General features: G+C 68.9%; 10 protein-coding genes. 7 read left to right on the top strand and 3 right to left on the bottom strand.

The features are described from left to right. Window positions 1-16: 16 nt before the first annotated feature. A complete protein-coding gene (locus ACZ4SF_RS06480) occupies window positions 17-307 on the bottom strand; it encodes a hypothetical protein (protein WP_468379045.1) in 291 nt (96 codons plus the stop codon). Between the two features lie 313 nt (window positions 308-620). On the opposite strand from ACZ4SF_RS06480, the gene ACZ4SF_RS06475 reads away from it, so the two are divergent. The 7 genes from ACZ4SF_RS06475 (at window position 621) to ACZ4SF_RS06445 (ending at window position 11,889) form a co-directional block, all read left to right on the top strand. Then, entirely contained in the window at window positions 621-3,017 is a 2,397-nt protein-coding gene (locus ACZ4SF_RS06475) for an ABC transporter family substrate-binding protein (RefSeq protein ID WP_468379042.1), read from the top strand. A 141-nt stretch (window positions 3,018-3,158) separates the two neighbouring features. Next, the gene (gene typA, locus ACZ4SF_RS06470) at window positions 3,159-5,066 is read left to right on the top strand and encodes a translational GTPase TypA (protein WP_468379039.1); all 1,908 of its coding nucleotides are present in this window, start codon (window positions 3,159-3,161) and stop codon (window positions 5,064-5,066) included. Window positions 5,067-5,631: 565 nt separating this feature from the next. Continuing rightward, window positions 5,632-6,666: an ABC transporter permease gene (locus tag ACZ4SF_RS06465; protein WP_468379037.1), complete on the top strand. Its 1,035-nt coding sequence runs from the start codon at window positions 5,632-5,634 to the stop codon at window positions 6,664-6,666. 124 nt (window positions 6,667-6,790) lie between these two features. Then, complete coding sequence (locus tag ACZ4SF_RS06460) at window positions 6,791-8,599, top strand: ABC transporter substrate-binding protein (RefSeq protein WP_468379034.1); 1,809 nt, start codon at window positions 6,791-6,793, stop codon at window positions 8,597-8,599. An 87-nt stretch (window positions 8,600-8,686) separates the two neighbouring features. Then, the gene (locus ACZ4SF_RS06455) at window positions 8,687-9,667 is read left to right on the top strand and encodes an ABC transporter permease (RefSeq protein ID WP_468379031.1); all 981 of its coding nucleotides are present in this window, start codon (window positions 8,687-8,689) and stop codon (window positions 9,665-9,667) included. A gap of 10 nt (window positions 9,668-9,677) precedes the next feature. Next, window positions 9,678-10,742, top strand: coding sequence for an ABC transporter ATP-binding protein (locus tag ACZ4SF_RS06450; RefSeq protein ID WP_468379028.1), 1,065 nt, complete (start codon window positions 9,678-9,680; stop codon window positions 10,740-10,742). Window positions 10,743-10,761: 19 nt separating this feature from the next. Beyond that, complete coding sequence (locus tag ACZ4SF_RS06445; protein WP_468379026.1) at window positions 10,762-11,889, top strand: ABC transporter ATP-binding protein; 1,128 nt, start codon at window positions 10,762-10,764, stop codon at window positions 11,887-11,889. Between the two features lie 173 nt (window positions 11,890-12,062). Here the strand turns inward: ACZ4SF_RS06445 and ACZ4SF_RS06440 are convergent, their stop codons facing one another. Both ACZ4SF_RS06440 and ACZ4SF_RS06435 read right to left on the bottom strand, forming a co-directional pair. Beyond that, entirely contained in the window at window positions 12,063-13,502 is a 1,440-nt protein-coding gene (locus ACZ4SF_RS06440) for a glycosyltransferase family 39 protein (RefSeq protein WP_468379023.1), read from the bottom strand. 201 nt (window positions 13,503-13,703) lie between these two features. After that, window positions 13,704-14,444, bottom strand: coding sequence for a class I SAM-dependent DNA methyltransferase (locus tag ACZ4SF_RS06435; RefSeq protein WP_468379020.1), 741 nt, complete (start codon window positions 14,442-14,444; stop codon window positions 13,704-13,706). Between the last annotated feature and the right edge of the window lie 166 nt (window positions 14,445-14,610).

The raw sequence follows: 14,610 nt of genomic DNA, 5'->3' as shown, positions 1-14,610 counted from the left end.
CCGGTCGGTAGCGGGTTCAGGGGGCGCGGCGGTCGCGGGCGCCCAGGCCCTCGTCGTCCGAGTCCGTCCACAGGCTGATGTCGTAGGGCGCGTCGGAGATGGTGACGAGGTCGGGGCGGCGGGACGTGTCGGGGGCGGCGGCAGCTTCCCGCAGCAGGGCCACGCTCTCCCGCAGATGGTCGGCGTCCAGCCGGACCCGGCGCATGTCCAGGCCGCCGCTGCCGAGCTGGTGTTCCAGGCGCCCCAGCGACCGGTACAGGTCGTCCAGGGAACGCTGGACCGATGTGATGTCGTCGTGCACGGACATGGCTTGCCCTCACTTTCGTGGGTCCGGCGGGCCCTGGGCGGCAACGTTCATGCGCCTTGGAGTGTTGCGCGCCACACATGCCGATGTGAAGGCGTGTGCAGCGATTGGCGGAGGCGCGTGGATGCATCTAGGGGGGTGTTGCGCCGCACGGGTGGGGTTACCGCCCGCTGTCGCCGTGTCGCCCACGGTGGCCGGACCCTTTCCTCTTCAGTGGCCGCATAGATCTGATCAGCTCCATATACCGCCAAAAGTGATCAGCTCCATATACCGACAAATGTGAGCATAAAGCCCGCGGCTTCACGGAGGTAGCAGGATGTCCCACGACGGCGTCGGCCCGCGCGCGGTCATGCGCTCGGTCGCCTTCCTCACCGCGGGGGCGCTCGCGGTGCCGCTCCTCGCAGGCTGCGGCTCCGACGAGGACGAGGCCGGCAAGCCCCTCGCCGGGCAGGACATCGCACTGGCCGCCCGGGAAGTGGTCGCCGACGGCGGCACCCTCAAGTGGGCGGTCGACGCGGTGCCCGAGACCTTCAACACCTTCCAGGCCGATGCCGACGCCGGCACCGGCCGGGTGGCCCAGGCCGTGCTGCCGTCGATGTTCCGCCTGGACGCGTCCGGCCGCCCGGTGGCCAACCCCGCCTACCTGGAATCGGCCAAGGTCATCGAGACCGAGCCACGCCAGGTCGTGCTCTACAAGCTGAACCAGCAGGCCGTCTGGAGCGACGGCCGGGAGATCGGCGCCGCCGACTTCGTCGCCCAGTGGCGCGCCCTGTCCGGCAAGAACAGCGCCTACTGGACCGCGCGCAACGCCGGCTACGACCGGATCGCGAAGATCGAGCGCGGCGCCAACGACCTCCAGGTCCGGGTCACCTTCGACCGCCCGTACGCCGACTGGCGGTCGCTGTTCTCGCCGCTGTACCCGAAGAACGTCATGGGCACCCCGGACGCCTTCAACGACGGCGCCCGCCGCAAGCTCGAGGTCACCGCCGGCCCCTTCAAGGTCGAGAAGGTCGACACCGCCAAGAAAGACGTCGTCCTCACCCGCAACCCGCGCTGGTGGGGCAAGCCCGCGAAGCTGAACCAGATCGTGCTGCACGCCGTCGACCGTGACAAGCGCGCCGCCGCGCTCGCCGACGGCAGCGTGGACCTCGCCGAGGTCGACACGGCCGAGGCGCAGCGGATCGGCCTCGCCACGCGCGAGAAGGGCACCGGCACCCCGCTGCAGGGCTCCGGGAAGACCTCCGTGAAGAAGCTGCGCTCCTGGGCGCTCGCCCACGGCTTCGACTCCGACCAGGTACACGCGGACAAGAAGAAGCTCCGCAAGGCCATCACCCGGTACCTGGAGCAGCAGCAGGCGCTGCGCGACTTCGAGGTCCGCAAGTCCCTGGAGCCCGCCTACACCCAGCTCGCCCTCAACGGTTCCACCGGTCCCCTCGCCGACGAGCGGGTCCGCCGGGCCGTCGCCCGCGCCCTGGACCGCGAGGAACTGGCCCGGCTGGTGCTCACCCCGCTGGGCCTGCCCGCCGTCCCGGTCGGCAGCCACCTCGCGCTGTCCGGGCAGGCCGCCTACGCCGACTCCAGCGGCGCGATCGGCGACCAGGACGCAAAGGAGGCGCAGGCGCTGATCGCCGACGCCGGCTGGGTGCGCGGCGGTCCGGTCAAGGAGCCGAAGAAGACCGGGAAGGCGGCCGGCCCCGAGCGCAGGACCGAGGACGTGTCGGACGGCGGCAGCGACGGTGAGTACATCGTCGGCGAGGACGACAAGAACCACGACGACGGGCAGGACGAGGCTCAGGACGACCGGCAGGACGAGGGGCGGAACGAGGCTCAGGACGAGGGGCGGGACGACCGGCAGGACGAGGGACGGGACGGCCGGCGGGGCGACGGGGAGGACGACGGACAGGACGAGGACCAGGACGACGGGCAGGACGCGGCACACGAGGACCGGCACGACGAGGGACAGAACGAGGGGCAGGACGAGGGGCAGGACGACCGGCACGGCGACGGCAAGGGCAAGCACCACGAGTCCGCCGACGACAAGCGCGAGCACGGCGACCACCTCGCCCGCGAGGGCCGGCACGGCAGCGCGCCCGGCGCGTACGCCCCTCAGGGCACGGCCGCTCCCGCCGCCGCGCCGGCCGGGCCGTTCGCCAAGAACGGCAAGGCGCTCGCGCTCCGCTTCGTCCTGCCCTCCGGCCCCGGCTCGGACACGCTGAACACGGTCGCCGAGCGGATCGTCACGATGCTGGACCAGGTCGGCATCCGCACGACGATCACCAAGGTCTCGGACGAGAGCTACTTCAAGGACCACATCGCCGCCGGCGACTTCGACCTCGCCCTCTACTCCTGGCCGTCCTCCGCCTTCCCCGCGACGGACGCCCGGCCGGTCTACGCCAAGCCGGTGCCGGCGGCGGACGGCTCGGTGAACGTCGAGCAGAACTACACGCGGGTCGGTACGGACCAGGTCGACCAGCTCTTCGACCAGGCCGTGACCACACTGGACGAGGACGAGGCGGAGAATCTGATCCGCAAGGCCGACGCCAGGATCTGGGCCGCGGCCGGATCCATCCCGCTGTACCAGCGCCCACAGCTCGTCGGGACGAGGAAGAACCTGGTCAACGCGGGGGCCTTCGGGTTCCAGACACCGGTCTTCGAGGACATGGGCTACCTGAAGAAGGGGGCGAAGATCTCGCCGAGCCCGTCCGGCAGGTGAGACCTCCGTGGCCCTGAGGAGGCCGACCCTCCCGGGGCCACGTAACATGGGGTGAGGCCGTGGCATGTCAAGCCCGGCAGGGCCCGCGTCACACGGACGTACGCAGAGGGCCTTCCTCACACTCTGGGAGTACGTCGCAATATGGCCACGCGCCACGACATCCGCAACGTCGCCATCGTCGCCCACGTCGACCACGGCAAGACCACCATCGTCGACGGCATGCTGAAGCAGGCCGGCGCGTTCGCCGCCCACCAGCTCGACCAGGTCGACGACCGGGTCATGGACTCGAACGACCTGGAGCGTGAGAAGGGCATCACGATCCTCGCCAAGAACACGGCGGTCAAGTACCACCCGAAGGACGGCGGGGAACCGATCACCATCAACATCATCGACACGCCCGGCCACGCCGACTTCGGCGGCGAGGTCGAGCGCGGTCTGTCGATGGTGGACGGTGTCGTGCTGCTGGTCGACGCCTCCGAGGGCCCGCTGCCGCAGACCCGCTTCGTGCTGCGCAAGGCCCTCCAGCAGCGCCTGCCCGTCATCCTGTGCATCAACAAGACGGACCGCCCCGACTCCCGGATCGACGAGGTCGTCAACGAGACCTACGACCTGTTCCTGGACCTGGACGCGGACGAGGACCAGATCGAGTTCCCGATCGTCTACGCGTGCGGCCGCGACGGCGTCGCCTCGCTGACCAAGCCGGCCGACGGCACGGTCCCGGCCGACAGCGACAGCCTGGAGCCGTTCTTCTCCACGATCCTGGAGCACATCCCGGCCCCGACCTACGACGAGGAGGCCCCGCTCCAGGCCCACGTCACCAACCTCGACGCCGACAACTTCCTCGGCCGTATCGCGCTGCTCCGCGTCGAGCAGGGCGAGCTGCGCAAGGGCCAGACGGTCGCCTGGATCAAGCGTGACGGGTCCATCAGCAACGTCCGCATCACCGAGCTGATGATGACCGAGGCGCTCACCCGCAAGCCCGCCGAGAAGGCCGGACCGGGTGACATCTGTGCCGTCGCCGGCATCCCGGAGATCATGATCGGCGAGACCCTCGCCGACACCGAGAACCCGGTCCCGCTCCCGCTGATCACGGTGGACGAGCCGGCCATCTCCATGGTCATCGGCACCAACACCTCCCCGTTGGTCGGCCGCGGCGGCACCGGCAAGGGCGCCGACGCGAAGGCGGCGGTCAAGGACCGCAAGGTCACCGCCCGCCAGGTCAAGGACCGCCTGGACCGCGAGCTGATCGGTAACGTCTCGCTGCGCGTCCTGGACACCGAGCGTCCGGACGCCTGGGAGGTCCAGGGCCGTGGTGAGCTGGCGCTCGCCATCCTGGTCGAGCAGATGCGCCGCGAGGGCTTCGAGCTGACCATCGGCAAGCCGCAGGTCGTCACCAAGGACGTCGACGGCAAGACCTACGAGCCCGTCGAGCGCATGACGATCGACGTGCCCGAGGAGCACATGGGTGCCGTCACCCAGCTCATGGGCGTCCGCAAGGGCCGGATGGACAACATGTCCAACCACGGCTCCGGCTGGGTGCGCATGGAGTTCGTGGTGCCCTCCCGCGGTCTGATCGGCTTCCGGACCGAGTTCCTGACCCAGACCCGCGGCACGGGCATCGGCCACTCCATCCACGAGGGTTTCGAGCCGTGGTTCGGGACCCTGCAGACCCGTAACAACGGTTCGCTCGTCGCCGACCGCTCCGGTGCCGTCACCGCGTTCGCCATGACGAACCTTCAGGAGCGCGGCGTGCTCTTCACGGAGCCGGGCACCGAGGTGTACGAGGGCATGATCGTCGGTGAGAACTCGCGCTCCGACGACATGGACGTGAACATCACCAAGGAGAAGAAGCTCACGAACATGCGGTCCTCGTCGGCCGACTCGTTCGAGGCCATCGTCCCGCCGCGCAAGCTCTCCCTGGAGCAGTCGCTGGAGTTCTGCCGCGACGACGAGTGCGTCGAGGTGACCCCGGAGGCCGTTCGCATCCGCAAGGTCGTGCTCGACCAGCGCGACCGGGCCCGCGCCGCGAGCCGCGCCAAGCACAGCTGACCCACAGGCTGTTGAGCCCGGGTGGCCCCATGATGGGGGCACCCGGGCTTTTTGCAACCCGTTTTCCGGCGGCCGGTGGTCGCCTACGGGGCCATGGGTGTCCGGATTGCGGAGATCCCCGACCGATACCCATGTAACACGTCCGTTTCGCGGCCTTCTCCCGGCGAACAGTTTGTCCAGTTTTTGGAAGTTGTTCGCGTCAGCTGTGACTGAATTGAGATTTAAAGACAGTGGTCGCCACCTGCCTCATGGCAGATAGTTAGCCGCGTAGCGCTCGGGTCAATGGGTCTCGCGCTGTGGGGACAGCGCCGACTCGCGAGCACCAAGGGGTGTCTGACCCTCCGTCAGGGGTGTCGGAGGGAAGACGGTAACCCCCTCCTGTTGGTGAACACGTGAAGTCATGAGGAGGAACCCCCATGCGCGGTGTCACGAACACCAAGCGGGTCGGTCCGTCACGTCCATCGGTGTGATCCGGCTGTAGAACTACGCGCGTCCGAGTGTGGTTTCGCGCGTCATCGGAGTACCCGGGTACCACTCACACTTATACCTGTGGAACGGACGAACCGTGACAAGTCCTATCGACATTGAGGGCGGCGGAGCTTCGGTCGTCGTCGACGGCGAACCAGGGCCGGAGACGAAGGACGAAGCCGTCAAGCTCGAAGGCCGGTCACCCGGCCAGCTGATGTGGATGCGCTTCAAGCGCGACCGCACGGGCGTGATCTCGGCCTACGTCGTGGGCTTCTTCTTCCTGATCGGACTGCTCGCCCCGCTGATCTCCAAGCTGTACGGCAAGGACCCGTACACCGTGTACGCGGACGAGCGCCCCGAACTCTTCGACAGCGCCGGCGTTCCGGTGCAGCCCAACGGCGGTATCAGCAGCGAGTTCTGGTTCGGCCTCGAACCGGGCAACGGCTACGACGTCTTCACCAAGCTGATCTTCGGTATCCGCACCTCGCTGATGATCTCGGTCGCCGTCACCGTGGCGGTCGTCGTGACCGGCATCCTGCTCGGCGTCACCGCCGGCTACCTCGGCGGCAAGGCCGACTACTTCATCGGCCGGATCATCGACTTCCTGCTCGCCTTCCCGGCCCAGCTGTTCTTCATCGCGAGCATGCCCGTCGTCGTCTCCCTGTTCGTCAGCCCGCGCGACGAGACACCCACGTACGTCCGGGTGGTGGCGCTGATCCTCGTCCAGTGGTTCCTGGGCTGGATGGGTCTCGGGCGCATCCTGCGCGGTACCGCACTCGCCCTGCGGGAACGGGAGTTCATCGAGGCGGCCAAGGTCAGCGGCGCCTCGCCGTGGCGGATCATCCGCAAGGAGATCCTGCCGAACATCGTCACCCCGTTGCTGGTGCAGTCGACGTATCTGCTGCCCGGTTTCGTGACCGCCGAGGCCGGTCTGTCCTTCCTCGGCGTGGGCATCGTCGAACCGACGCCGGACTGGGGACAGATGTTCTCCAAGGCGTCCACCGAACTGGTGATGCAGAACGACATCACCTACATGTTCTTCCCCGGCATCTCGATGATCATTTTTGTCGTCGCGTTCAACCTGCTCGGGGACTCGGTCAGAGACGCATTCGATCCCAAGACCGCGCGCTGACCCAAGCACCGAACCGCACGGGACGTCAGTTCCGCTGCACCTCACTGCACTTCCAGCAGTTCTCTTTCGCACTGGTGACACACAGATCGCACTGGTGACACACAGATGGGTGGGAATCTTCGTGATGAGTAGGGGCGGACGCCACGCATACGGCGCACTCTCCGTGCTCGCGGCCGGGGCTCTTGTGCTCACCGGTTGCAGCAAGGGCGGCAGCGACGGCAGCAGCGACGGCAAGAAGGACCAGCAGAACGCCAAGCGGCAGCAGGCGTCCATCAAGTTCGGTGACGCGGCGGCCTCCACCGGCCCGGCCGCCGAGGTACCCGGCGCCAAGCCCGGCGGCACGATGGAGGTGCTGCAGCGCGACAGCTACGCCCACCTCGACCCGGCGCAGATCTACGTCTCCGACGAGGGCTCGCTCGCCTCGCTGCTCCACCGCGGCCTGACCGGTTACAAGGCCACGAGCAACGACGGCAGCAAGCACGAGGTGGTCGGCGACCTCGCCACCGACTCCGGCACCACCACCGACGGCGGCAAGACCTGGAAGTACACGCTCAAGGACGGCGTCAAGTTCCAGGACGGCTCCCCGATCACGTCCAAGGACGTCCGGCACAGTGTCGAGCGGCTCTTCGCGCCGTTCATCAACCAGGGCCCCACCTACCTCCAGCAGTGGCTGGCCGACAAGCCGGGCACGGAGTACCGCAAGCTCCTCAAGGACGGCCCCTACAAGGGCAAGCACCTGCCGGACTCGGTCCTGGAGACCCCGGACGACAAGACGATCGTCTTCCACTTCAAGACCCCGCACCCCGACCTGCCCTACGCCCTGGCGATGGCGGGCTACGCGCTGGTCTCGGAGAAGGGCGACACCAAGGAGAGGTACGACAAGGCGCCGGTCGTGACCGGCCCGTACAAGATCCAGTCGTTCAAGTCCGGCAAGTCGATGGTGCTGGTCAAGAACACCAACTGGGACCCGAAGACGGACCCGATCCGCCACCAGTACGTGGACCAGTTCAACATCACGTTCAACCAGCAGTACGAGACGTCCACCAAGGCCCTGCTCGCCGACAGCGGCGCGGACCAGGCCGGCCTCAGCTTCAACAACCAGGTCGACGCGGGCAACCTGTCCCAGGTGCTGCGCGACCCGAAGATGAAGGCGCGCACGGTCTCCGGCTACCAGCCGTACGTGGGCCAGATGAACATCAACATGAGCCACCCGGCCATGAAGGACAAGACGATCCGCGAGGCCATCGCCTACGCCCTGCCGGTCACCCCGTTCGTGCGCGCCTACGGCGGCACCGACGCCATGGAGGTCGCGGGCGGCCTGATCTCCCCGACCGTCTCCGGCTACGACGCGGCGTTCGACCCGTGGGGCAAGAAGAAGAAGCCCGCCGGTGACCCGGCCAAGGCCAAGGAACTGCTGAAGAAGGCCGGCAAGCTCAACATGAAGCTGACCTTCGGCTACATCAACACCCCCGAGGGCCAGCAGTACTCCACCGCCATGGCGGCAGGCCTGAAGAAGGCCGGTTTCAACGTCCAGCGCCAGGAGATCCCGGCCGAGACCTTCTACGACCAGGTCTCCAAGCTCAACAACAACTACGACATCTTCCACACCGCGTGGGGTGCCGACTGGCCGTCCGCCTCGACCGTGATCCCGCCGCTGTACGACGGCCGCGTGATCGCCGACGGCGCGCAGAACTACTCGCAGATCAACGACCAGAAGATCAACAGCGAGATCGACCGGATCAACCAGATCACCGACCCGGTCAAGTCCGCGGCCGAGTGGGAGAAGCTCGACCAGTACATCGTCAAGGACGTCGTCAACGTCGTCCCGACGGCGTACTACAAGCAGACGCAGATCGCCGGTTCCAAGGTCGGCGGCCTCGTCTACGACGACGTGCTCGGCGGGGTCGACCCGCGTCGCCTCTACATCAAGTAACCGTCCCCTGCGGTACCCGGCGCGCCCGCACAGTCGCGGGGCGCCGGGTACCGCCCGGACCGCCGACGTCAGAGAGCTGCCTCTGCCATGCTGCGCTTCCTCGTGCGCCGGACCCTCGGTGCCGTCGTCATCCTCTTCCTGCTGAGCATCGTCGCGTTCCTGCTGTTCTTCGGAGTGCCCCGCGACCCGGCACTGCTGATGTGCGGCAAGACCTGCAACCCGGACAGCATCGCGAACATCCACCATGTGCTCGGACTGGACAAGTCCGTCCCCGAGCAGTACTGGATCTTCCTGCACAATCTCGTCCTGGGCAGCGACCAGTTCGCCCAGGGCCCCTGCCCGGCCCCGTGCTTCGGCTACTCGTACCACACCAACGAGCAGGTGTGGGCCACCCTGATGGACCGCCTGCCCATCACCTTCTCGCTCACCCTCGGCGGGGCCGTCTGCTTCCTGATCGTCGGCCTCGGCACGGGCCTGCTCGCCGCCTGGCGGCGCGGCACGCTGATCGACAAGGCGGCGACCGGCGGCGCGATGGTGCTCAGCTCGATGCAGATCTACTTCCTCGGCCCGCTGGCGCTGGCCGTCCTCGTCTACCAGACCCACTGGTTCGACAAACCCGCCTACAACGAGTTCACCCAGGACCCGGCCTCCTGGTTCTCCGGCCTGATCATCCCCTGGGTCGTCCTCTCCACGATCTTCGCCGCGCAGTACACCCGTATGGCCCGGTCCTCGATGATCGAACAGCTGCAGGAGGAACACGTCCGCACCGCCCGCGCCAAGGGCATGTCGCGGCAGTACGTCTTCTTCCGCTACGCCTGGCGCGGCTCGCTGATCCCCATCGTCACCATCTTCGGCATCGACCTCGGCTCGCTGCTCGGCGGCGCCATCATCACCGAGACCACCTTCAGCCTGCCCGGCCTCGGACAGCTCGCCGTGCAGTCCGTGTTCTTCAGCGATCTGCCGCTGCTGCTCGGCGTGATGCTGTTCTCCGCCACCATGATCCTGCTCTTCAACATCATCGTCGACGCCGCCTACGCCTTCATCGACCCGCGCGTACGGCTGTCCTAGGAGCACTGTCGTGACCACTCTGACCAAGGAAGCCGGTGCTCCGAACCCGGCCGGCACCGGTCCTCTGCTCTCGGTGCGGGACCTGCACGTCAGCTTCAAGACCGAGGACGGCATCGTCCGGGCCGTGGACGGCCTCTCCTTCGACCTGGAGCGCGGCAGGACGCTGGGCATCGTGGGGGAGTCCGGCTCGGGCAAGTCGGTGACGAACCTGACCATCCTCGGCCTGCACAACCCCATGTTCACCACGGTCGAGGGCGAGATCCTGCTGGACGGGCAGGAGCTGACCACGGCCCGGGAGTCGGAGCTGGAGAGGCTGCGCGGCAACAAGGCCGCCATGATCTTCCAGGACCCCCTCACCGCGCTCTCCCCGTACTACACCGTCGGCCGGCAGATCGCCGAGCCGTACATGAAGCACAACGGCGCCTCCAAGAAGGAGGGCTGGGAACGAGCCGTGGAGATGCTCGGCAAGGTCGGCATCCCCAACCCCCGGGCACGGGCGGCGGACTACCCGCACCAGTTCTCCGGCGGCATGCGCCAGCGCGCAATGATCGCCATGGCCCTGGTCTGCGACCCCGACCTGCTGATCGCCGACGAGCCGACGACGGCCCTGGACGTCACGGTCCAGGCCCAGATCCTGGACCTGCTCAAGGACCTCCAGCAGGAGTTCGGTTCCGGCATCGTCTTCATCACCCACGACCTGGGCGTGATCGCCGACATGGCCGACGACATCATGGTGATGTACGCGGGCGGCGCGGTGGAGCGGGGCACGACCGAGGAGGTGCTGCGCGCACCCCAGCACCCGTACACCTGGGGCCTGCTGAACTCGATGCCGCGCCTCGACTCCGACCTCGGCGCCCAGCTCTCCCCGATCCCCGGCACCCCGCCCTCGCTGCTGCACCCGCCGTCCGGCTGCCGCTTCCACCCGCGCTGCACCTTCCAGGACCGGGTGGAGGGGGCGGGCCGCTGTGTGAACGAACGCCCGATGCTGGCCCCGGACCGGGCGTCGGCCTGCCATCTGACCGCCGACCAGAAGCGGACCATCTTCGTCGAGGAGATCAAGCCCCGACTGGGCTAGGTCATAGGAGGACACCGTCATGAAAGAGGACCTGGTCCTCCCGGTCCCGCGGGAGAAGAGCGCCGGTGCGGACGGGGAGCCGCTGCTGGAGGTCTCGGGGCTGACCAAGCACTTCCCGGTCAAGGGCGGCTTTCCGATCCGCCGTACGGTCGGCGCGGTGCAGGCCGTGGACGGCATCGACCTGACCGTCCACGCCGGCGAGAGCTTCGGCCTGGTCGGCGAGTCGGGCTGCGGCAAGTCGACCACGGGCCGGCTCATCACGCGTCTGATGGAGCCCACGAGCGGCACGATCACCTACCGGGGCAGGGACATCAGCCGCGCGACGCGCAAGGCGCTCGCGCCGATCCGCTCCGAGATCCAGATGATTTTCCAAGATCCGTACTCGTCGCTGAACCCGCGGCAGACGGTCGGCAAGATCATCTCTGGTCCGATGGAGATCAACGGGATCCAGCCGCAGGGCGGTCGCGAGAAGCGCGTCCGCGAGCTGCTGGAGATCGTCGGCCTCAACCCCGAGCACTACAACCGCTTCCCGCACGAGTTCTCCGGCGGCCAGCGCCAGCGCATCGGCGTGGCCCGGGCGCTCGCCCTGGAACCGAAGCTGATCGTCGCCGACGAGCCGGTCTCCGCACTGGACGTCTCCATCCAGGCGCAGGTGGTCAACCTGCTCCAGCAGGTGCAGCGGGAACTGGGCATCGCCTTCGTCTTCATCGCCCACGACCTGGCCGTCGTACGGCACTTCTCGCAGCGGGTCGCGGTCATGTACCTCGGCAAGATCATCGAGGTGGGCGACCGCGTCTCCATCTACACCCGCCCGCGGCACCCCTACACCCACGCCCTGCTGTCCGCCGTACCCGAGGTGAACCTCGCGGCCGACGACGTGCCCGCACGTGAGCGCATCCGCCTCGCGGGTGACGTACCGTCCCCCATCTCTCCGCCCTCCGGCTGCCGTTTCCGTACCCGCTGCTGGAAGGCGCAGGACAAGTGTGCGGCCGAGGAACCCCCGCTGAGCCGGCTCACCGGCAACAGCGAGGGCCACCTGACGGCCTGCCACTTCCCGGAGGACCCGACCACCGAGGCCCGCGCCGAGGACATCGTCCTGGACCCGGCGCTCGCGGCGCTGGAGGAGGGCACGACGGACCAGCCGTGACCCGGCCGGCCGGGCCACGGTCGACGTGGCCCGGCCGCTGCCCGGTGTTGCCGGGGGATGCGTGGCGCGGCCGGCGCCTGGTGCTGTCGGGCGAGTCGTGGCCCGGCTGCTGCCCGGTGTTGTCGGGCGAGTCGTGGCCCGGCTGCTGCCCGGTGTTGCCGGGCGAGTCGTGGTCACCGGCGCCGCTCGTACACCGTCACCCGCCGGCCGCGGACCTGCTCGTCCGCCACCACCGCGAAGTGTCTCCGCAGTACCGCCGCCTTCGTCCTGTCCCGCTCCGCCGACACCGCCGGGGCCACCTCCGGCGCGTCGGTGACCAGCAGGATGCGCCGGTGCGTCAGCATCTCGGCCCGTATCCGCCGCGGGCCCGACTCCACGCCCTTCAGGTTCCCGGACTCCACGGCGCTCTGCACGAGAGCGACGTCGCGCAGGCCGGCGAAGGCGTCGGGGGAGACCAGCGCGGTGTCACGCCGGTCCGCCGGTATGAAGACCACCGCGTCCCCGGTCCTCTTCAGTTTCCGCACGTCATCGGCCACCGCGAGGACGTCGTCCACGCGACTGGCCGGGGACCGCTTCTCCAGAGTCTGCGGCAGCAGGGCCGCCACCGCCACGGCGGTCGCCACCGGAACGAGCCACGGCGCCGCCCGCGGGAACCGGGGGGCGGCCGCCCGCACTCCGGCGTCGAGCACCGCGCCGATCAGCAGGGCCAGGCCCAGCATGCTGAACAGGATGTAGCGGTCCTGGTAGAGGGATGTGCTCAGGGAGACCCCGATGAGGCCGAGTTGCGGCACCGCCAGCAGGGGCAGCCCGACCGCTGCCGCCGACAGCCGGCCCGCCCGCGGCCGGTCCAGCAGCGCACCGAGACCGCCGAGCGCCAGCAGAACCGCGGGGCCGATCACCGTGTGCCAGGTCAGCGGCGGTATCCACGCCACCTGGGCGCGCTGAGTCCGGCTGAACAGAATCAGCGGAAGTGCCGCGGTGACCGCCGCCGTCGCGGCCGCCGCCCAGCACCCCCAGGTGCGCCGTCCGGCCTTCGTCCACACCAAAGTCACCAGGTGGGCGGGGAGGATCAGCAGTGACAGCCAGTTCAGCAGCGCGCACACCAGGACCGTGCTGCCGTACGCCACCCAGCGGGGGGCGCGACCGCGGCCCTGGAGCAGGTCCACCAGCAGCAGTGTCGAGATCGCGCATCCCGCGGTCACCAGCGCGTACGGGCGGCCGTCCTGGAGATGGAACTGCACGGAGGGAAGCAGTCCGAACGCCAGCCCTCCCGCCACGCCCGCCCGGGCCCCGGTCAGCCGGGCGCCGACGGCCGTCACACAGCACGCGGCCACCGTCATGGCCAGGACGGAAGGCAGCCGCAGCGTGATGATGCCCGGCCCGAAACAGGTGAACAGCCCGTGCATCAGCAGGTAGTAGAGCCCGTGCACGACGTCCATCTGCTCCAGCAGACGGCACATGTCGGGTACGGACCGCCCGGCCGCCATCCAGGTCGCGGCCTCGTCCCGCCACAGACTGTGCTCCCGGGTCAGTCCCCAGAGCCCGAGAGCGAGCGTCCAGGGCACGGGGAGCAGCCACACGGGCAGGCGGCAGCGCGAAACGGTCGTCTTCACGTGTCGGTCCCCTGCCCCCCTGAGCCGCACCCGCCGTCGGTGGTCAGCCGACCGGGTGGGTCTCCCGGAAACCTACTGGCAGAGGGCACACGGCAACCAGTGATCACGTTCATGATCACAATCACGGCCGGCGCGATGAACCTCCGGCTCGCGACAAGCCCGATTTGCCGGAGTACGAAGCCTTGAACCGCCGGAGACGACCTAGGACCGGCGGGCCACGGTGATGATCTCCGGGGCGGTCGCGGTGAGCGGTCCCCGGTCCCAGTCCCCGTACTGCTCGATCACCGTCAGGCCCGCCTCCGTGAGGAAGTCCCGCAGAGGGCCCGCGTCCAGGAAGCGGAGGACGCTGCGGCCGACCCGCGGGGTGGGCCAGTGGGGGCCGGCGTAGGTCTCGGTGAAGTGCACCCGGCCCCGGCGCAGTCCGCCGCCCTGAACCTCGTGCCGGACCTGTACGGGGGTGCCGTCGGCGGCGGTGACCTCGCGGACCCGGTCCGGGGTCCACCGCTCCCAGGCGCGGGCGCCCGGATTACGCGTCTCGAACACGAACCGCCCGCCGTCGGCGAGGGCCGCGCGGACTCCTCGCAGACAGCTGCGGATCTCCTCGTCGGTCACCAGTGCCTGGAAGGCGTGCCCCGTCATGACGACGAGGTCGAACTCGCCGTCCCACAACCGCACCCGGGTGTCCCCGAGCACCCACTCGACGTCCGGACGGTTCCGCCGGGCCTGTACGAGCATCGCGGCGGCCGGATCGAGTCCCGTCAGCCGGCCCGGATGCCCCCCGGCCCGGGCCCGTCGCAGCAACTGCCCAGTACCGCAGCCGACGTCCAGCACGGCCGGGGCCTCCTGCACCAGACCGAGGTAGAAGTCGTCACCCGGTCCCCAGGGATTGAGGCTGTCGTACAGCCCGGCGAGCGAGAGATCGGCAAAGACGTGATCCACCACCGCGGCAGTGTGTCACACGATGCTGAACGACGCGTCAGGAACAGGGCACTTGTCGACATCCTCGGGCCGAGCCGAGTCCTCGGGCCGAGCCGAGTCCTCGGGCCGAGCCGAGTCCTCGGGCCGAGCCGAGTCCTCGGGCCGAGCCGAGTCCTCGGGCCGGCACGGC

Source organism: Streptomyces sp. NPDC027663 (assembly GCF_055566415.1).
Note: the sequence above shows the minus strand (reverse complement) of the source record. Positions and strands in the feature narration are given on the sequence as shown.